At 32.5% G+C, this 18,840-nt stretch carries 20 protein-coding genes; 5 read left to right on the top strand and 15 right to left on the bottom strand.

What is annotated here, in order from left to right; genetic code table 11:
• Positions 1 to 46: 46 nt before the first annotated feature.
• The 10 genes from H593_RS20950 to H593_RS0100530 form a co-directional block, all read right to left on the bottom strand.
• On the bottom strand, positions 47 to 442 hold the full coding sequence (locus H593_RS20950; RefSeq protein WP_028870620.1) for a DUF6168 family protein: 396 nt from the start codon (positions 440 to 442) through the stop codon (positions 47 to 49).
• A complete protein-coding gene (locus tag H593_RS21380; RefSeq protein WP_028870619.1) occupies positions 435 to 686 on the bottom strand; it encodes an AtpZ/AtpI family protein in 252 nt (83 codons plus the stop codon). The genes H593_RS20950 and H593_RS21380 overlap by 8 nt, the downstream gene beginning before the upstream one ends.
• On the bottom strand, positions 625 to 1,062 hold the full coding sequence (locus H593_RS0100565) for a bactofilin family protein (RefSeq protein WP_028870618.1): 438 nt from the start codon (positions 1,060 to 1,062) through the stop codon (positions 625 to 627). The genes H593_RS21380 and H593_RS0100565 overlap by 62 nt, the downstream gene beginning before the upstream one ends.
• Before the next feature lie 11 nt (positions 1,063 to 1,073).
• The gene (porW, locus tag H593_RS0100560) at positions 1,074 to 3,662 is read right to left on the bottom strand and encodes a type IX secretion system periplasmic lipoprotein PorW/SprE (protein WP_028870617.1); all 2,589 of its coding nucleotides are present in this window, start codon (positions 3,660 to 3,662) and stop codon (positions 1,074 to 1,076) included.
• A 404-nt stretch (positions 3,663 to 4,066) separates the two neighbouring features.
• Entirely contained in the window at positions 4,067 to 4,774 is a 708-nt protein-coding gene (locus tag H593_RS0100555) for an ABC transporter ATP-binding protein (RefSeq protein ID WP_028870616.1), read from the bottom strand.
• Positions 4,775 to 4,799: 25 nt separating this feature from the next.
• Entirely contained in the window at positions 4,800 to 6,275 is a 1,476-nt protein-coding gene (locus H593_RS0100550; RefSeq protein ID WP_028870615.1) for a DUF5687 family protein, read from the bottom strand.
• Between the two features lie 23 nt (positions 6,276 to 6,298).
• Positions 6,299 to 6,703 (bottom strand): DUF2059 domain-containing protein, encoded by a 405-nt coding sequence (locus tag H593_RS0100545; protein WP_028870614.1) that lies wholly within the window; start codon positions 6,701 to 6,703, stop codon positions 6,299 to 6,301.
• A gap of 57 nt (positions 6,704 to 6,760) precedes the next feature.
• A complete protein-coding gene (locus H593_RS0100540; protein ID WP_028870613.1) occupies positions 6,761 to 7,450 on the bottom strand; it encodes a hypothetical protein in 690 nt (229 codons plus the stop codon).
• Entirely contained in the window at positions 7,450 to 8,106 is a 657-nt protein-coding gene (locus H593_RS0100535; RefSeq protein ID WP_028870612.1) for a hypothetical protein, read from the bottom strand. The genes H593_RS0100540 and H593_RS0100535 overlap by 1 nt, the downstream gene beginning before the upstream one ends.
• Positions 8,106 to 8,444: a PadR family transcriptional regulator gene (locus H593_RS0100530; RefSeq protein ID WP_028870611.1), complete on the bottom strand. Its 339-nt coding sequence runs from the start codon at positions 8,442 to 8,444 to the stop codon at positions 8,106 to 8,108. Before H593_RS0100530 ends, H593_RS0100535 begins: the two co-directional genes overlap by 1 nt.
• Before the next feature lie 111 nt (positions 8,445 to 8,555).
• On the opposite strand from H593_RS0100530, the gene H593_RS0100525 reads away from it, so the two are divergent.
• Entirely contained in the window at positions 8,556 to 9,608 is a 1,053-nt protein-coding gene (locus tag H593_RS0100525) for a ferredoxin--NADP reductase (RefSeq protein ID WP_028870610.1), read from the top strand.
• 189 nt (positions 9,609 to 9,797) lie between these two features.
• On the opposite strand, the gene H593_RS0100520 is transcribed toward H593_RS0100525, so the two are convergent.
• Entirely contained in the window at positions 9,798 to 10,817 is a 1,020-nt protein-coding gene (locus H593_RS0100520; RefSeq protein WP_028870609.1) for a glycosyltransferase family 9 protein, read from the bottom strand.
• Between the two features lie 72 nt (positions 10,818 to 10,889).
• Positions 10,890 to 11,498 carry a DUF4254 domain-containing protein gene (locus H593_RS0100515; RefSeq protein WP_028870608.1) on the bottom strand — a complete coding sequence of 203 codons (609 nt, stop codon included), beginning with the start codon at positions 11,496 to 11,498 and terminating at the stop codon, positions 10,890 to 10,892.
• A gap of 72 nt (positions 11,499 to 11,570) precedes the next feature.
• On the opposite strand from H593_RS0100515, the gene upp reads away from it, so the two are divergent.
• Positions 11,571 to 12,230 carry a uracil phosphoribosyltransferase gene (gene upp, locus H593_RS0100510; RefSeq protein WP_028870607.1) on the top strand — a complete coding sequence of 220 codons (660 nt, stop codon included), beginning with the start codon at positions 11,571 to 11,573 and terminating at the stop codon, positions 12,228 to 12,230.
• Here upp and H593_RS0100505 read toward each other — a convergent pair.
• Entirely contained in the window at positions 12,219 to 13,142 is a 924-nt protein-coding gene (locus H593_RS0100505; RefSeq protein WP_028870606.1) for a DUF6427 family protein, read from the bottom strand. The two genes, upp and H593_RS0100505, sit on opposite strands and share 12 nt — an antisense overlap.
• Positions 13,143 to 13,237: 95 nt before the next feature.
• On the opposite strand from H593_RS0100505, the gene H593_RS0100500 reads away from it, so the two are divergent.
• Complete coding sequence (locus tag H593_RS0100500; protein ID WP_028870605.1) at positions 13,238 to 13,465, top strand: DUF6341 family protein; 228 nt, start codon at positions 13,238 to 13,240, stop codon at positions 13,463 to 13,465.
• 164 nt (positions 13,466 to 13,629) lie between these two features.
• Here H593_RS0100500 and purD read toward each other — a convergent pair whose 3' ends face one another.
• Complete coding sequence (gene purD / locus H593_RS0100495) at positions 13,630 to 14,901, bottom strand: phosphoribosylamine--glycine ligase (protein WP_028870604.1); 1,272 nt, start codon at positions 14,899 to 14,901, stop codon at positions 13,630 to 13,632.
• 104 nt (positions 14,902 to 15,005) lie between these two features.
• Between purD and H593_RS0100490 the strand changes: the two genes are divergently transcribed.
• Together H593_RS0100490 and H593_RS0100485 are read left to right on the top strand one after the other, a co-directional pair.
• Positions 15,006 to 16,325 (top strand): phenylacetate--CoA ligase family protein, encoded by a 1,320-nt coding sequence (locus H593_RS0100490; RefSeq protein ID WP_028870603.1) that lies wholly within the window; start codon positions 15,006 to 15,008, stop codon positions 16,323 to 16,325.
• Complete coding sequence (locus H593_RS0100485; RefSeq protein ID WP_028870602.1) at positions 16,322 to 17,485, top strand: glycosyltransferase family 4 protein; 1,164 nt, start codon at positions 16,322 to 16,324, stop codon at positions 17,483 to 17,485. The genes H593_RS0100490 and H593_RS0100485 overlap by 4 nt, the downstream gene beginning before the upstream one ends.
• Here H593_RS0100485 and H593_RS0100480 read toward each other — a convergent pair.
• Positions 17,482 to 18,840: an undecaprenyl-phosphate glucose phosphotransferase gene (locus tag H593_RS0100480; protein WP_028870601.1), complete on the bottom strand. Its 1,359-nt coding sequence runs from the start codon at positions 18,838 to 18,840 to the stop codon at positions 17,482 to 17,484. The genes H593_RS0100485 and H593_RS0100480 overlap by 4 nt on opposite strands.

Below are 18,840 nucleotides of genomic sequence, written 5' to 3'. Positions count from 1 at the left end.
TTTTTATCTTAAAATCTCACGAGTAATCAGGTTTAAAACAATCCCTCTAATTTGCTTGCTTCTCCTTTAAAATTCGCGTAATAAAAAAGACCTCTAACGCCAAAAAAAGAAGCAATGGAATTAAAAGATGTAACCGCTCTGTGATGGTCAACGTTTCAGAATTAAAAATTGAAGATTTGAAGATTATAAAAAACAGAATTCCTTTTATAAACAGTGTTGGTAAGTATATAAAGCCTAGTTGTGACTGTAACTTTTTTATGCTCGAAAAAATTTCAAAATGAATGCAAATAATCAAAGACGTTACCCCAAAAAACACGTTAGTATCAAACACACTAAACCTAATCTCTTGAGATGATTGATTTATGAATACCTCTTGAAAACCATATACAACGGCAAATAAAACAGCGAATGCCACTACAAAAATTAGGAATTTCTTAATCATCTTCTTTAGAGACTTTGATCACTTGAGCAATGACGATATACATAGCCATAAATACCGAAAGTAGTGTTACTGTAGATTCCCAAAAGTCTTTATCAAATTTTGAGTCTAGCCAATTTCCGAGGAGATTACCCAGCCAAATTGTTGCTCCCATTTGGAAAGCTGCAGATGTAAATCTTAAATACTTACTGGGTGATTTGCCCTTTTTCTGGTTTTTGCGTTTGTTGTTGCGCTGTTGGGTTGCCATTATTAATGTCTTTTAAAGCGCCTTTCATAGAGCATGTTGCATTAAAATCAGCACCAGGCTCTACAGCCAATTTACCAACCATAACTTCACCTTCTACATGTGCAGATGATTTTAAAGATAGTGTATCAGACAGCATTAACTTGCCGGTAAACTTGCCTTCAATATCTGCATTTGCACTTTTTAAAGTTCCATTGATGATTCCTGTTTTGCCAATAACCACCTTACCTGGTGTTTTGACATTGCCTTGAATTGTGCCTTCGATTCTAAAATCGCCTTCGCTTATAATATCACCTGTAATTACAGTGCCTTTAGCAATTGTGTTTTGTTGTGAGGTTGTGTCTGAAGCCATACGTCCTGTTTTTTTGTCTGAAAACATAAGTGTATAATTTATTGAGATTCGAGGTATTGGTTTAAATTTTTATGTCGCTGTACAATTTCGTAGTTAGGTGAGGAAATTGAATAAAAAGGTCTATTTATTTTATCTTTATTTTTTTTATTCTCTTTTAATATTTCTGCGAAACCAGTAGACCCTTGAACACTTTTAAGTCCGTGGACAACAACAAAGGTCGTATTAGCATCATAAAAATCAACTGAGGTTGATAATTTAAAATAACTTACTTTTGAGATTGCGCTATCTAATTTTTTAACAAATTCTTCTATTTGATTTTTTTCTGAATTCGCAAAAGGATACATCACGTTGAAATGGTTTCCCGTTTCGTTACTAATAAATTCTTTTTTAGCCATTATAGGAATGACGGTTTCTAAAATCTCTTTTGCTTTTTTTCCTTCTTCGGAATTTGGATAGGTCAATGCAATATAATTTACGCCTTTTTTATAAGCCTCAAAGCCTACTAATCTGCCATTAGCAGACGCTTTTAAAATCTCAAATTTAGGCACCAAAGGGTCTCCTTGAAATTGACTTATATATTGCTCTGCTTTTTGAACTACCTCGGCATATTGCTGCTCACCAAACAGTTTATATAAATTATTATACAAACTCTCTGGGCTATTTTCGTCTTTGGCAAATTCTGATTTTGGGTTGAGTAATATTTTTGCATATCTCGAGTCTGGATATGTACTTACTATGTCCTCTTTCATTGCAGAGGCTTTACTGCTCAATCCTAATTCTATATATATTTTATACAAATTGTATTTAGAAGGTAATATCAAACGGTCTTCAGGATTATTTTGTAATAGTTCCTCCAGCTTGACTTTAGCTAATGTATACTCTTTAAACTTTTCTTTATAAATAGTCCCTAATTGATAATAGGCATAGTTTCTTTCTTTAGCTAAACTATCAATTAACTTTTGGTCTGTAGGGATTTTTGATATGTAAAACTCAGGGTCAAAACGTTCCTCATCTGACGCATTCGCAGCAACATCAATTGTTTCTATACTATTAAATCCGTTGCCTTTAGAATCAGATAGTCTCCAATTATCTTTTAATTCTCTATCGCCCCAAACTTTTGCGAATTCACTTTTACCGTAGGCAACTGTTGTAGGATTATAAAAGTAAAAATTGCTCTCTTTACCTCCTCGAGTATTAGTTGAGTTTGTCATTGATTTCCCTCCCGCTTTACTACCAAGTTGCGCATTGTTCTCTTTAGTTTTTAGACCCGAGCCAGATGCATTTCGACGCTCTTCAGCTTCAGCTTTTTCTCTTTCAGCTTCTGCTAAAACTTTTAATTCTTCAGTGTATGCTGTAAAATAAGTAAGCCTATCTATTTCAGAAAGATTTACCAATCTCAAAATACTGTCATTTGATTGAGCGATATCTTCATAATAGATGACATCTTCAAGATTCTCACGTTTCCGTTGAACAACACGATATGGCTTAGAGTTAAGCTTCATATTCATCATTGTGCTATCGTAGTATGCTCCCGCAACCTTATACTCTGCAATATCAAAGCTCATATCACCTAAGGTGGCATAATCTCTAGACTTTAACTCTTTGTCACCTAGATTGGTACGAAGCGATTTATTATAATATGCGATTGCCATAGAATCTCTTTCATTGGTTCTATGAAACTCTGCAATACGGTAAAAAATCTTATCTAAATACGGGCGATTTTCTCGGTCTTCTTCTAAATCTGTCAAATATTCAAGAAACTCGATTTGATTCCCGTTTTCGATATCAAAGTTATTTGATTTGGCTAGGTGTGCATTAATATAATAAGGCCTCGGGATTTTGCGGTGCATATCAATAACTTTATCAAACGCTAAGTTAGCGCTATCTTTTATTCCGAATTCGTTATATAGCTGACCAATAATGTAATTAAAACGTGCTTTTTCTTTGTTCTTCTTTGTGAAATCGGCTGCAATTGCCAATTGAGTTAGAGCACTATCTTTAGATTTTACATTAATGTATCCTTGCGCCAAAATAGATGTCGCATCTGCTAAATCTTGATCTTCTAGCTCTTCTTGCTCAAGAAGTCTTTTTAGATTTTTAATAGCAAGCTTATTATTATCTAATCTAATGTTTGCTTTTTCTCTCCAAACTTTTGCTGTATTAATTTTATCACTAGCTGGATATTTGTATAAGATGTAGTTGAAAGCTTCTAAAGCTGGCACAAAACGTTGATCAAAATAACGTGCCTGACCTAGGAGTAAATAAGATTCGTCTATTTGCGGATTATACTCTTTACCTTTGATGTTCATCCCATGTTTTTGAACTGCCTTAATTGCTTTTTCTTCAGCACGTTCAAAATCTTGATTTTTAGATTGACCAGGTAATATGATTTCTTCTGTGACCTGCATACGCTCTATTGGAAGTAGTTGCCAATAGTTATCTGTTGCAGCATTATCAACAGTTTCTCGACCTTTTTCTAATGCGATATTACCGTTATACAAGACGTTGTATTTGGTGCCTAAAGCATGAAAATTTCGATTTATAAATTTATCTTTTTTACGTGAACAACTTGTGATAAGCATTGTTACGCAAAAGACTGATAATAAGACTTTAAAAAATGTATTCAAAAGGTGTCGTTTTTTATAAATACTATAACTAAAATCGCTCATATATATTATGTAGCGCTGTAAAAATAAGCATCTTTTTGAATTATCATTGAAAAATGGGTGATTTATCGATGTATTGTGGTGTTTGGCGGAGAGTTATTTAATGATAAGTCGGAGGGAATTACTTGGTTGAGAGGCGTTTTCGTAAAGGCGCAGCAGCTCAAGACTCAGCCGGTTGGAAGCTGTTTGTGGATTAGTGCTGATGCGCAGATTTCTCGATGATGTGCAAAACGTTATATGATTACTCTTTTAAAAACGTAATTACTATTTGTTTTAAGATAAAAACATCAAGATTTTCAACTTACTATTCATTTGAGTGGCTTTGCGCCTTTGCGAGTGAATTTTTGCGAGAGGGAGAAAAGATCTTACACCATTTCACTACCAGCAAAATGCGCCTCCAATTCTTTAAGAGTAGCAGCATTAGTTGCCAAGTCTTTTATGACTTCACCTTTCTCTAATACAACAATACGTTCACAAACATCTGTGACATGCATTAAATCATGACTAGATACCAAAACCGTAACCCCTTGTTTTTCGGCAAGATCCTTAATAATCCCTTTTAACCTAATTTGGGTTGTAGGGTCTAAATTAGCGAAGGGTTCATCAAGAATTATAACTTCTGGATTTCCTATTAATGCTGCAACGATTCCTGCTTTTTTCTGGTTTCCTTTACTCAAATCACGTAAGTACTTTTTTTGACCCAGGATTTCACCGTGAAAAAAGTCTTCAAACTGAGATACTAATGCGTCTACATCTGCTTTGTTTTGCCCACGAAGCTCACCGATAAAGTAAAAATATTCTTCAGACGTTAAATAACCAATTAGAAAACTTTCATCAATAAAAGACGAGGTAAATGGTTTCCAATCTTCACTTTCATGAACCAGCACGTTATTGTTTTTAATGTAACCTGTAGTTGGCTGAATTAAGTCAAGCAACAAACTAAAATATGTTGTTTTTCCTGCGCCATTGTTACCTACTAATCCGAAACTTTGACCTTTTGGAATCTCAAGGTTTTGGATATGTAATACGGAAACGCCATTATATTTTTTTGATAGGTTTGATGTTATTATCATTCGTATTGTGTGTTTTAAATTCTAATTATTTTTTTTCGCTAAATGCTGCAATGGTCTTGTATTTTCCTTTTTGGTATACTTGCTCTATTTTATTTAAAAAAAAGTTTTTAAACACCATTCCAATAACTCCAGATAATGCTAACGCTATGAGTCCTGCATTAAAACTGATAAAATGATAAGGTATAAAAAAGATGATTATTGGTAATATCAGTTTTGGCAATGCTATAAGCAGTTGCGTTGGGTTAAAACCATTGGTATTGCTAAAGGCTTTAGCTTTTGTATCTAATTCTATTGGGACCCTATTTAAGGCTCCTCCAAATAAGGTGATAAATGTGTTTAGACCAATATTAAATAATGCGCCAGCTGCTATTATTAAATAAATATCCATACCAAAATATAAGTATGGTGTACTTAATATAAAGGCAACAATTACTGCAAAAACCATTAAATACCATTTAGATTCTAAATATTGTCTGTACGGAATATTTTGACTCATTAAAAGTTTATAATATTCACTATCCCAAGAAGGCACCAATTGACCAAAGCTTAAAAGAAAACCACCAGTAATAAATATTGAAGCGAAACCTAATAGATAAGGCATCTCTTCAATATACACTTTTTGAGTAAAAAAGAATAAACCATAAAACAAGAAGAAAAATGACATGAGCACCACTTGTTTTGGTCTTGCATTTCTTGTAATCATTTTTATATCATTTTTCAAAAAAGGAGCAACGCTTCCAAAACGATCCATCCATGATAAATCAGTTGCATTAACTTCTTTTATTTTCTTAGATACTGCGCCATCTAAATAAAACCCTTTTCTGATAAAATTAAAATTTGCTTTATATAAGCCTACCACTATTAACAATGGGATAATTGCTAAATAAGGCTGATTATATAAACCATTAAAGATTTTACCAACCGGTTCTGTTACATCAAAAAGGTTAAAATACTTTAATGCTACAATTACGATCACCATAACTGCAATACCATAAAAAACCGTATTGCTTTTATTGATTAAAAAATTTAGAAAGTTAATAGACATGGTAATAGACATTAAAGCGAAAAACCATAAGATTACATTAGCTACTGGGTAGCCTTGAAATAATAAAACAATCGAAAAAGGAAGTAGGAATAAAGGTGAAATAAAATTGAAAAACGAAAGCATTGTTTTTCCCAATAGATAATGAATAACCGTATTTCTTTTTATAGGAATAATCATTAATGGCTTAATGTTCATTACAGGCAGTTGCTGCATAAAATACCGAATCATTAACTCAAATAATATCCAATAGATTAAAAAATTATTAACCATAACTATTGGATCTATCTCTGGGAATATTTTTTTAAGCCCAAAGAACATTGCGCCTCCAACAAAAATTGCTATTCCCCCAAAATATAAAACCGCCAGAAAAAGTAAAATTTTTATGGCAATTCCTTTTTGAAAATAAGAGGCTCTTCTAAATTGTTTCCACTCTAAACTTAAAAAACGTTTGATCATAATTTTTGGTTGATTACATTTTACTAATTAGCATATTTACCAGCAATTTGTGATAACTCCATTCCCCAAGTTTGACCAATCATCATTCCAGACTGTGTTAATTGAGTTTGTTTTGAAGATAGTTTTTTGCCTAAGTCAGATTTATAAAATAAGACTAATTCAGCAATATCTTCTTCAGTAAACTCTTCCATATAAACCTCTGCTATTTTACTGTATACATCATCTAGCGTTCTGCTGGCTTCCTTAGTATAGGCCTCTTTTTTTTCTTCAGGAACCATCGCTCCAATTTGAGCAATAGCATTATTAAATGCATCTCCCGTACCTGTAAGTTTAAGGAATTCTATAGTTTGTGTTTTAAATTCAGAATTGTCTTGTGCTTGAATGGATAGTGTGCAGATAAAAGCGATGGCAAATAATAATTTTTTCATGGTTTATGTTTGTTGATTTTCTGTTCTAAAATATTAGTAGTTGATAATCTTGATTTGTTACAAACTAAATTCTGGATAGGTTTCATTGAGAAGGTCTTCGGCTTTATTGGGAAGTAGCTCAAAACTTACGTACATCCAAAGTACAAATAAAGTTGAAAAAATTGATATGAGAATTATAAAGCCATAGGAATCGAAATAATCTCCAGAAATTCTAAACCAAGTTGGTAATTGAGAAATGAGTATCAAAGCAGAACCACCTGCCTGTTTAAAAATAATTTCTTCCAACATCCATTTCTTTTGAGATTTCTCTTTTCTACGTCTAAATTGCCTGTTTAGTTGTATGCTTTTAAAAATACACCAAATTGCTATTAATCCATAAGACAACACTAAAACGTAAGATGCCATATTTGTTGAGAAAGCGGTATAAAAGGCGATAAAAACAGTTAGTGTTATTAATAACTTCGGTAATGCAAACCACTTTTTAAATTCGAGCCATAAATATTTGATGTATTTTTTATTCATCGCCTTATGACGTTTTTCAAGCACATCCATAAAACCAAAAACCCCAAACTTTTTAAATGCTTTATCACGAGCCTCTCTATAATATAACTTGGGTTGTTTGATCCAAATGGATTCAATATCGTTGGCTAAATGATCTACAAGTTCAGTTTGTAAATCATAGTGTTCTACAAAATGTTGTCTTGTAAAAGCATAGAGGTCTTGTATTTCATCTTGGGATATTTTCATTACAAAGATTTCATGAATTTATAATCATTACGATACTGGTTAATAATTTTAAAAGTGATTTTTATGATTAGCAAACTGAATGTTACTATGATTGCTATTAGTAGCGCTACAATATAAAAGTTATGCTCACTTTTGACATAAATCCTTGTAAATAAAGATAATAAATTAAATACTTGAAAACTCATTAAATACAAAAGCCCCAAACGTTCAACTCCAGAAAATCGAGGTATTTTAAATATTTTCAGTGAACAAACATATACTATTAAAAATGGTGTAATCGATATTATAGGAATCATTACCATATAGTCTTTCAAGTTCTCAACATCAATGGTCAACAACCATTTATAACTCATAAATAATAGTGCACAAAAGACAAGTAAAGTAGGGCGTTTGATTAATTCAAAATATAATCGTTTTAAAATAGATGTATCTGCTGCTCTTATAAATTGTTTATTATTTTCTAATAACACAGTTTTATTATTTACCATGTAAGATTTAAAAGTCTCATAGAATTCTGTGTTTTCTGAGCTCATGAGTTGTTCAATTTCCGAAGCTACATGATCTGTCATTTCCAAACGAATATCTGCATAAAAAATATCTGAGTTTTCTAAATAATTTTCAATAAACCCTATGTCTTCTCTCTCTAATCTAACCATTACTCCAAGCTCAATTTAGGATTCACCAAAACCTGCATGGTTTTAATATATTCTTGCAACTCTTGCAATTTGCTCACGGTTTCTTTGTTGCCTTTTTCAGTAAGCTTGTAATATTTTCTAAGTCTGTTATCAACCTTTTTAACCTCAACCTCCAATAAACCCTCTGCTTCTAATTTATGAAGTGCTGGATATAAAGCACCTTCGGTGATTTTTAATTCACCTCTCGTTAATTCCTTGACTTTTTGGGTGATTTCATAACCATACATCTTATTGCTTTCGTTTAGAAGTTTTAAGATAATAGTCACTAAACTCCCTTTGTATAATTTTGAATTTGCCATAAACCAAATATACATAATAATCTTATGCATACAACTGTGATGTGTTATTTTTATCGATAAATAAATGACTAAGTCTTTTAGCTTCGTTATTTTTACATAAAAAAATAAACTATGTCACAATTTCATAAACTCTCCATCCAAGACATCACGAAAGAAACGGAAAAAGCAGTTACTATATGTTTTGATGTTCCGCAGGAATTAAAAGATACATTTCAATTTAAAGCAGGGCAGTATATCACTTTAAAAACCGACGTTAATGGGTCAGAAGTAAGGCGTGACTACTCTTTATGCTCATCCCCAAAAAGTGGTGAACTAAAAATTGCAATAAAAGAAGTTGAGGATGGGACTTTTTCATCATACGCAAATAGCCAATTAAGTATTGGCGATGTATTAGAAGTCGCCCCTCCAAATGGTCGTTTTTTGTTTGAGCCTAATGACTCTAAAACTAAAAATGTGGCGTTGTTTGCTGCTGGAAGTGGTATTACACCGATATTAAGCATTATTAAATGTGCTTTAGAAGAGGAAGTACAGAGTGAAATTATTTTGGTTTACGGCAATAAAACGACTAAAGACACCATGTTTTTAAACCAATTACTAGAATTACAACATCAATATAGTTCTCGTTTTTCTATACAATTTGTATTTAGTCAAGCAGATGAAGATAACTCTATATTTGGTCGCATTGAGAAAAGCACAGTCAATTATGTCGTAAAAAACAAGTACAAGCATATTGAAGTTGATGCTTATTATCTATGTGGCCCTGAAGCAATGATCCATACGGTTAAAGATGTTTTGACCGAGCATGGCACAAGTGAAGACCGTATTCATTTTGAGCTTTTTAAAGCGGCAAAACCTGATACTACTGATGGAACAATTGCGAGTGGCACAACCAAAATAAGTATCCTTGTAGATGATGAAACTTTCACTTTCGAAATGTCTCAAAAACAAACTATCCTAGAAGCTGCTTTAGATGAAGATATAGATGCTCCTTATTCTTGTCAAGGTGGAATTTGTAGCAGTTGTATTGCTAAAATTATAGAAGGTAAAGCAACGATGCGGAAAAATAATATTTTAACAGATGGCGAATTAGCAGAAGGTTTGATTTTAACATGCCAAGCACAACCCACAACACCTACTATTGTGATTGACTACGATGACGTATAATTTACATATCATCTAACTTATGTGAATTTAACCGTATAAAACAAACACTTTATCTAAAAAACAAAAGATATTACTACGTATTCTTGATAGCTAATTTTAATCAAAATATTTTCACCACAGATTAGAGTTTAATCGTAGGGATTATCTAAAATTCGAAATCTTGCCTCGTTCTTCTAGAACGAGGCTTTTTTATTTTAGAGCGGTTTTAATTTTAGAGATTATCTGCTCTGGAACGATAGAACGCAAGGCTTTTTCGTAACCTTCTGGGAGTTTATTGCCATAAATTGAGGTTGGGATTTTTGGATATTGCTTTCTATCTGATAGAATTGCAGAATCTATAGTGTGATTAAATGGTAAAAATCCTGCATAAGGATGAGTCACTCCCCAAATAGTAATCACTTTGACACCTAACATCGCAGCCATGTGTGCATTACCAGAATCCATTGCAAGCATAATATCTAAGTTAGACATCATATCTAATTCTTCATTTAAAGAAAACTGACCTGCGAGGTTAATGACATTATCAAATTGATTTGCAATATCCTCTAACACCTTTTTCTCTTCATTACTTGCGCCAAACAATAACACTTTATGCTCTTTTGAAAGTGCTTCTATAACGGTAATCATTAAATCCAATGGATACATTTTTCCTTCAAAAGCTGCAAAAGGAGCAATCCCAACCCAAGGTTTTGAGTCTTTACCAATAATTTTTATAAATGCCTCTTTTAAGTTTTCTTTCTTCGGAAATATGGGTTGACTCAAGTCCAATGGAAACCCTAAAGTTTTAAAAACATCAGCATAACGCTGATGTGTCGTTTTTAGTTGCTCGAAAGTTTGTCCGCCAACCAAAGCCTTTTTTTCTTGACGACCTTTATCTATTTGTACGACGGGTTTTCCGAAGATAAAAAGTTTCAAAACCTTACTTCTTAGAACATTATGCAAATCTGCTACAGCATTTACATCTCGTGATTTAAGCTCTTTAGATAATTTATAAAGCCCAAAAATCCCTTTATGTTTGCCTTTTATATCTGCAGCAATAACTTCAATATTAGGAATGCTTTTAAAAAAAGGTTTAAAGAGTGGTTTCGTTAAAACGGTAAGTTTTACTTCGGGATATTGATTTGAAAATGCTCGTAAAACAGGAACAGTCATCGCCACGTCACCCATTGCTGAGAGACGAATTACTAGAATATGTTTTAGTTTTGGCATAAGAAATAGCCATTTGAAGCCTATTTACAATCTTATATAAAGACCGTATTTCAGGCTATAGCTGATATGAAATTATTTTTGTGAACGCAACACAGGGTTAAGTTCATCATCATTATACATTTTCATCTGCTTATACACTTTCATGTACTTATCACCTTTGCTTATATCCTCTAAAAGAGTATCAATTGCAGTTGACAAATCAACGCGTTGCTCTAGTAGAATATTTAATTTAGTTTGACATGCCGCTTTATGCTCACTAGATGCATCTGCACGAGTTGCCTCCTCATTCATGTGAAATATTTTAAGCGCTAAGATCGATAACCTATCAACTCCCCAAGCCGGACTTTCGGTATTTATAGTCGCTTGTGCTTTTGGTGACGCATCACCATATTTTTCAAGAAAATAACCGTCAATATACTCCACCATATCTGTTCTATCCTGGTTAGATGCATCAATTTGACGTTTCAATTTTAAAGCAGCAACAGGATCTATTTGAGGATCACGAATAATATCTTCGTAGTGCCATTGCACTGTATCAATCCAACTTTTTCTATAGAGTAAATGTTCTAATAGATTTGCATCTTTATGATAACTATTTACGAAAGATTGGTCCACTGTATTAATAACATGATATTTTTCAATAACGTCTTGAAATATCTTATTGGCCTTTGTTGAAAACATAATGTAAAATTTTAGACCACAAATATATGGGTATTTATTAACTTTAGCATTCATAAAAATGAACACCCAACTATGCATATTCACAATCTATCTCAAGAAGATTCTATATTAAATTCATTTATTTCCGAAATTAGAGATGTCAACATTCAAAAAGATCGCATGCGCTTTAGACGAAATATTGAACGCATAGGGGAGATTTTATGCTATGAAATGAGCAAAACTCTAGATTTTGCTCCAAAAACAATTACAACCCCTTTAGGAACAAGTGATACAAAACTCTTTAATGATGACATTGTACTATGTTCTATTTTAAGAGCTGGTGTACCGCTTCACAATGGGCTACTAAACTATTTTGATGAAGCCGAAAATGCGTTTATATCTGCCTACAGACATCATAAAGAAAATCCTGAAACCTTTGAGATCATCGTAGAGTATTTAGCTTGTCCTAGTTTGGAAGGGAAGACACTTATTCTTGCAGACCCTATGCTAGCAACTGGACAATCAATGGTCGCTACATTTGAGGCATTAAAACCCTTTGGAACACCAAAAAACATTCATTTAGTAAGTGTTATTGGAGCTCAAGATGGAGTTGATTATGTTAATAATCACTTCGGAAAAGATACACACCTATGGATTGCTGCTATAGATGAAACATTAAGTAATAAAGGTTATATAGTACCTGGATTAGGTGATGCAGGTGATTTAGCTTTCGGTAAAAAACTACAACATTAACAACACTATTGGTGTTAAAATCATAACCCAAAGTAAGGTCTCTTTAAACCATTTTTCGGGAATTACTTCTACATAATTCGTTATTATAATAGCTAGAGGAGCGAATAGAAATATGAACTCACTTCCGTTTTTAGAAGGAGCAACGGCAACGATGAATAGTCCTAAAATAAGAGATAATATGATCAACTTAAAAGAGGGTTTATTATTCTTCATTTGCGAATTTATATTTTTGATATAGTAAAATAAAGACCATAAACCAACAGAAAATAATAACGTCGAACCGACAATAAGACGTTTAGTATTTAATGCGCTAAAATCTAAACTAAAATCAAAGATTCCTACCGTATAATCTATAATATCCTTATCAAATACGACTAAATACGACACGACAATCACTGCAACTGTTGCCACACCGACAAAAGGAATCAAATAGTTTTTCACATCTGTTATAACATATAACAACAGGGCGGAAATAATCATTATAAAAAATACTGAAGACCAAAAATAGAAAAGTGTGGCCACAGCAATCCAAATCGAAGCATCAAACAACTTTTTTTTAATCTCTTTTTGAGATCTTAGACTCACAAGACGTCTTAAAGCCAATAGAATAAATAAGTTAGCAAATAAGAGTCGTGTATTTAGTAGGGTTTGCGGTAGGATTGCAAAGAACACTACAAAAAGAATAATACTATAGCTGTTTTTTTTAGTTAAACCATTGCGAGTAACTAAAAAATCAAACACAAAAACCGAAAGTAACGTGATTAACAATAAGCCTATTTGCTCTGCAAAAACAATAACGTTTGAGTTCTCTGAGAATACGTTTAATCTAGACAAAACAAAAATCAATAATAAGATGACACTTGCGACGATGTAGTGTATAGGTTTTGATTTACTAAAAAAATTTGAAATCATTGCAATAGTTTAAAATGAAAAAAATACGTAATTTTGCATTGTAAATATATGATTATACACGACGCTCGGTAAGAGTTTCTAAAAAATATACTGTAATGAAAGACTTTTTTTTAGCTATTGAAGACTTATTTGTAAATGTGTTGTTTGCCCCATTTGATGCTTTAGCAGTTTTAGAACTAGATAATTGGTGGTCGGCTAACGTTTTATCCTGGGTCTTTGTTGCCATTGCAATGGTTGCATTCGTATACTGGATGTTGCAATTAAAAGAACATAGTAAAAATAAAGAGGAAGATAAGAGTGTTACTTCACATTCTTACCTATAGAATTCATTTAAACATTTTCAATTCGTAAAAAAAGTGCCCTTTTGAACCATGTTTTTGCCATTTTTGACTTCCGTAACGATGCTATGCAATTGAAAAATGATTTCAAACTAGCATAAAATCTCTAATTCTCGCTTAAAACAAAAAAATTAAAATAAGTTCTTAGTTTATAAATCGAAACCAATATCTTTTCGATAATTCATCTTATCAAAATATAGCTTATCTATATTTTGATAAGATTTTTTTATGGCTTCTTCATAGGTATTACCATAAGATGTAATTGCCATAACACGTCCTCCCGATGTCACTATTCTATTATCTTTTAAGATCGCTCCAGCATGAAACACAATTGAGTCTTCTACATTCTCTAGGCCTGTAATCTCTTTCCCTTTCTCATAAGTTTCAGGATAACCTCCTGATACTAGCATTACGGTTGTAGCCGCTCTGTCATCTATTTCAATATCTATTTCATTTAGACGCTCTTCTGAAATTGCCTTAAAAACTTCTACCAAATCGGTTTTAAGTCTCGGTAAAACCACCTCTGTTTCTGGATCTCCCATTCTCACATTGTACTCAATTACTTTTGGATCATCACCAACTTTAATTAAACCAATAAACACAAACCCTTTGTATGGCAAATTATCTTTCGCTAAACCTTTAATTGTAGGCTTAACAACTTGTTCTTCAATTTTATTCAAAAAGGCATCTGTAGCAAAAGGCACTGGAGAAACCGCTCCCATACCACCAGTATTTAAACCTGTATCGCCTTCACCAATTCGCTTATAGTCTTTTGCAGTGGGTAAAATTTTATAATTTTTACCGTCTGTTAATACAAAACAACTTAATTCAATCCCGTCTAAAAATTCTTCGATAACCACCTTAGAACTTGCGACTCCAAATTTAGCATCAACTAACATGTTTTTAAGTTCTATTTTTGCTTCGTCTAGATCATTAAGGATTAAAACACCTTTTCCTCCAGCTAAACCATCGGCTTTTAACACATACGGCGGACTTAAAGTTTCTAAAAACTGATAACCCTCTTCTACATTATTGGCATTAAAACTCTGGTATGCAGCAGTTGGAATATTGTGTCTAAATAAAAATTCTTTAGCAAATTCTTTACTGCCTTCTAACTCTGCTGCTGCTTTTTGAGGGCCAATAACAGCCACATGTTTTAATTGCTCATCCTCTAAAAAGAAATCATGTATACCCTGCACCAATGGGTCTTCTGGACCTACAACAACCATGTTAATTTTATACTCAAGAACTAGAGCTTTTATAGCAATAAAATCGGTTACTTTAATATCAACATTAGTTGCTATTTGTGCTGTACCAGAGTTTCCAGGTGCCACAAAAATTTTGTCGCATAATGGACTTTGGGCAATTTTCCATGCAAATGTGTGCTCTCTTCCGCCAGAACCAAGAATTAAAATAGTCATGTTTTCAATTTGTTTGCGTAAAAATAATTGTTTTTACGGGTTTCGAAGTTTCTAAACAAAACTTTTTTTCTTTACTTTACATCCAACACAAACCTTATCATTTTTTGAACCTTTTTGATTTTTCTTTGCAATTAAATGGCTACCCTTTGGATAAGGCAAAAAAGGAACTGGCTCATATACAGCAAAAAAAAGATCTTGATTTTAAAATGTTCTTAAAGGATAAACGTCACGCTATTGTTGATTTTCATGTAAGCCACAATAACTATTATAAGTCATTAGCTCCTCATGCCAACTCAAAGCATTGGGATTCTATACCTGTAATGACAAAAAAAGATTTGCAATGCCCTCTAGAAGAACGGTTATCAAAAGGATTTACTACTAAAAATACATATGTCAATAAAACTTCTGGGTCTTCTGGGGATCCCTTTGTTTTTGCTAAAGACAAGTATAGTCATGCGATGACTTGGGCTGTGATTCAAAACAGGTTTAGTTGGTATGACATGGACTTTAACACGTCACGTCAAGCACGTTTTTATGGTATTCCTTTAGATAAAAAAGGCTATTATAAAGAACGACTAAAAGATAGACTAAGTAAACGTTATCGGTTTTCTGTGTTTGATTTAAGTGATGCCGCTTTTGAGGGACATCTAGATAAATTTAAAGTAACTTCCTTTGATTATATTAATGGTTACACAAGTTCTATCGCTCAGTTTGCAAAATTTCTAGAGCGAAAATCCATCAACTTATCATCTATTTGCCCAACACTAAAGGCGTGTGTTGTCACTTCTGAAATGTTATTTGATACCGACAAAAAGCTCATGGAAAAACAATTTGGAATCCCCATAATTAACGAATATGGTGCTTCTGAATTAGATTTAATCGCTTTTCAAAACACGAGTAATGATTGGCAACTCAATAGTGAAACCTTATATGTTGAAATATTAGACGCGAATGATAATTGTCTTCCTTATGGAGAAGAAGGACGTATCGTAATTACCTCTTTATACAACAGAGCACATCCTTTTATTAGATATGATATTGGTGATGTAGGTATCCTTTCTAAAACGAGCACATTAAGAAAACCAATCTTAAAAACGTTGATTGGTAGAACCAATGATATCGCTATTTTACCTAGCGGAAAAAAGGCGGCAGGCCTTACTTTTTACTACATTACTAAGCGTATTATTGAAGATGACGGAAACGTTAAAGAGTTTATTATTGAGCAGTTAGAGAAACCTCTTTTTAAAGTTAGTTATGTGAGTGAGGAACAACTATCTGAGGACAAAAAAAACACTATAGCTCAAGAGATGGAACGCTATCTTGAAAAAGGATTGACCGTAACTTTTGAAAGACAACATAAATTGAAACGTTCTAAAGGTGGAAAACTAAAACAGTTTACATCACATGTCAACTCAACATCATGAAAAAAGACATTTTAATAATCACCAGTTACTTTCCTCCAGAGATTGGAGCCGCATCTAACCGTATTTTTCAGTTAGCGAATGGCTTACAACAAAATAATTTTGATGTCACCGTATTAACACCTTTACCTAATTATCCTACCGGTAAAATTTTTGACGGCTATACTGGTAAATTCAGGCACGTTTCCGAAGAAAAAAACATCATTATTAATCGCCTTTGGATTTACGCGAGCAACTCAAAAAACAAATTGCTACGATTAATTGCTATGTTATCATATAGTTTTAGTTTGATTTGGTTTTTCCTGTGGAATAAAATCCCGAAGACTGTTATTGTGCAATCTCCGCCACTATTAGTAGCATTCACTTCTATGTTATTTTTGCGTAAAAAAAACAAAAACCTCATCCTAAATGTAAGTGACCTTTGGCCTATAGCAGGTTTGGAATTAGGTGCATTAAAAGAGAATTTTAGTTATAAGGTACTTGAAAAAATTGAACGTTATAACTACAGTAAGGCCAATTTAGTTTTAGGCCAAAGTGAAGAGATTTTAACTCATGTAAATTCTATATTCGCAAATAAAAAGACATTTTTATACAGAAATTTTCCCGATTTTCTAGTTCCAAAAATCCAACAAGTCCCATCTAATGGTAAGTTAAAAATAGTGTATGCTGGTCTTCTAGGTATAGCACAAGGCATATACAAGTTGTGTACTGAGCTAGATTATTCTAATATTGAATTTCATATTTATGGTTCTGGTGCAGAGCAATCTCAAATTGAAACGTTTATTTCCCAAAACTCTAAATTGCCTCTGTTTTTTCACGGTCGCGTAACAAGACACGAGCTTCACCGTTTATTAACGAACTATCATATTGCTATTATCCCATTACTAAATAGAATTTATGGTAGTGTTCCTTCAAAAATATTTGAATACGCACGTTTAGGACTGCCAATGCTTTATTATGGAGGTGGAGAAGGCGAGGATGTTATTAATAATAACAACTTAGGATGGGTAGCGACATCTGGAGATTACGATAATTTAAATAGTGTTATTTCTACTATTAAAATTGAATCACTGTCATTAGATAGAAAACAGAATATACAAGATACAGCAATACAAAACTTTGACTTTAATCGTCAATTAGATTTATTGAAAGGGGTTATTTAATAAGCTTTATCATCCCCTTTAACAGCATTCATGAACGTTTTTGCTATAATTTTGATATCTAAAAGTAGAGACCAGTTTTCTATATAGAATATATCAAATTTTACACGACCAATTATATCTTTATCTGATTCTATTTCCCCTCTAAAACCGCTAATTTGGGCTAGACCTGTAATACCTGGTTTAACAAAATGTCGTACCATAAATTTGTCTATTTTTTTTGCATACATGTTAGTATGACTCACCATATGAGGTCTTGGTCCTACAACAGACATGTCTCCGAAAAGCACATTAAAAAACTGAGGCAGTTCATCAATACTTGTTTTTCTAATCAACCTTCCTATTTTAGTAATACGTTGATCCCCTCTAGTTGCTTGATACAAATGTGCATCTTTATTAGGCGTCATTGATCTAAACTTATAACAGTCAAATTCTTTATAATTAAACCCATTTCTCGACTGTTTGAAAAACACGGGCCCCTTAGATTCTAATTTAATTAATACGGCTATTACGGGTGTTAACCAAGATAGAATAAAAATAACAACTAAACTCGAAAAAATAATATCAAAAAAGCGTTTGACAATGGTATTAAATGAATCTTCAAGCGGTATGGTTCTTAAAGACAGAATTGGGATATAATCATAATATTCATATCTCAATTTCTTAGAATATATGTCTTTATTATCTGGAAGAAATTTTAAGATTTTAAGATTGTTATCTGCAAAATCTGCTATTTCAAGAATTTGTTGATTTGTCAGCTCCGAAATAGAGCAGTATATCTCATCTATCTCTTCTTTTTTAATATAATCGAACAGACTTTGTAAATTAATGATCTTTCGGTCTTTTAAATTAAATGTATTGACGTGTACATAACCATATTCTGGGTTTTTATTAAAAAATGTTTCTAGAGCCTTCGTTTTTTTGTTTTCGCCAATTATCACTGTACGTCTGAAATTTCCGCCGAAAGAAACTCGATACTTTTGCAACAAATAATAGATCGTAAATTTAAAAAACGCAATACAAAGAAATACAGATAATACATATTTAAATATCGTTATTGGATAGATATTTAGATTATAATAATAACCAGAAAAAGCAAAAATGATTAAGGTAAACAATATTAATTGAGTGAGTATCAAAGAATAGATTTTAACCTCTCTCGTATATCTATATACTTCATAAAATTTAGAATAGACAGATAGAATGATCCATGCTATAAATGAAAACATCATAAATATGATTGGATCAATATTTATAAAAAAATATAAGATTGCAAAACCATTTATAATACTTAAATCAATTAAGTAAGAAATTGGTCTTAAATATCCAGAATATCGTCCCTGTTTAAATAAACTCAA

The sequence above is a fragment of the Psychroserpens burtonensis DSM 12212 genome (genome assembly GCF_000425305.1).
Taxonomy (GTDB): domain Bacteria; phylum Bacteroidota; class Bacteroidia; order Flavobacteriales; family Flavobacteriaceae; genus Psychroserpens; species Psychroserpens burtonensis.
The sequence above is the reverse complement of the archived record's forward strand: the minus strand, read 5'-3'. Positions and strand labels throughout refer to the sequence as shown.

Bases quoted from the DNA above. Each gene is read 5' to 3' on its own strand.
- H593_RS20950 (WP_028870620.1), bottom strand. From the start codon at position 442: ATGATTAAGAAATTCCTAATTTTTGTAGTGGCATTCGCTGTTTTATTT.
- upp (WP_028870607.1), top strand. From the start codon at position 11,571: ATGCATATTCACAATCTATCTCAAGAAGATTCTATATTAAATTCATTT.
- H593_RS0100485 (WP_028870602.1), top strand. From the start codon at position 16,322: ATGAAAAAAGACATTTTAATAATCACCAGTTACTTTCCTCCAGAGATT.
- H593_RS0100550 (WP_028870615.1), bottom strand. From the start codon at position 6,275: ATGATCAAACGTTTTTTAAGTTTAGAGTGGAAACAATTTAGAAGAGCC.
- H593_RS0100525 (WP_028870610.1), top strand. From the start codon at position 8,556: ATGTCACAATTTCATAAACTCTCCATCCAAGACATCACGAAAGAAACG.
- H593_RS0100545 (WP_028870614.1), bottom strand. From the start codon at position 6,703: ATGAAAAAATTATTATTTGCCATCGCTTTTATCTGCACACTATCCATT.
- H593_RS0100540 (WP_028870613.1), bottom strand. From the start codon at position 7,450: ATGAAAATATCCCAAGATGAAATACAAGACCTCTATGCTTTTACAAGA.
- H593_RS0100500 (WP_028870605.1), top strand. From the start codon at position 13,238: ATGAAAGACTTTTTTTTAGCTATTGAAGACTTATTTGTAAATGTGTTG.
- H593_RS0100565 (WP_028870618.1), bottom strand. From the start codon at position 1,062: ATGTTTTCAGACAAAAAAACAGGACGTATGGCTTCAGACACAACCTCA.
- H593_RS0100505 (WP_028870606.1), bottom strand. From the start codon at position 13,142: ATGATTTCAAATTTTTTTAGTAAATCAAAACCTATACACTACATCGTC.
- purD (WP_028870604.1), bottom strand. From the start codon at position 14,901: ATGACTATTTTAATTCTTGGTTCTGGCGGAAGAGAGCACACATTTGCA.
- H593_RS0100535 (WP_028870612.1), bottom strand. From the start codon at position 8,106: ATGGTTAGATTAGAGAGAGAAGACATAGGGTTTATTGAAAATTATTTA.
- H593_RS0100515 (WP_028870608.1), bottom strand. From the start codon at position 11,498: ATGTTTTCAACAAAGGCCAATAAGATATTTCAAGACGTTATTGAAAAA.
- H593_RS0100530 (WP_028870611.1), bottom strand. From the start codon at position 8,444: ATGGCAAATTCAAAATTATACAAAGGGAGTTTAGTGACTATTATCTTA.
- H593_RS0100555 (WP_028870616.1), bottom strand. From the start codon at position 4,774: ATGATAATAACATCAAACCTATCAAAAAAATATAATGGCGTTTCCGTA.
- H593_RS21380 (WP_028870619.1), bottom strand. From the start codon at position 686: ATGGCAACCCAACAGCGCAACAACAAACGCAAAAACCAGAAAAAGGGC.
- H593_RS0100520 (WP_028870609.1), bottom strand. From the start codon at position 10,817: ATGCCAAAACTAAAACATATTCTAGTAATTCGTCTCTCAGCAATGGGT.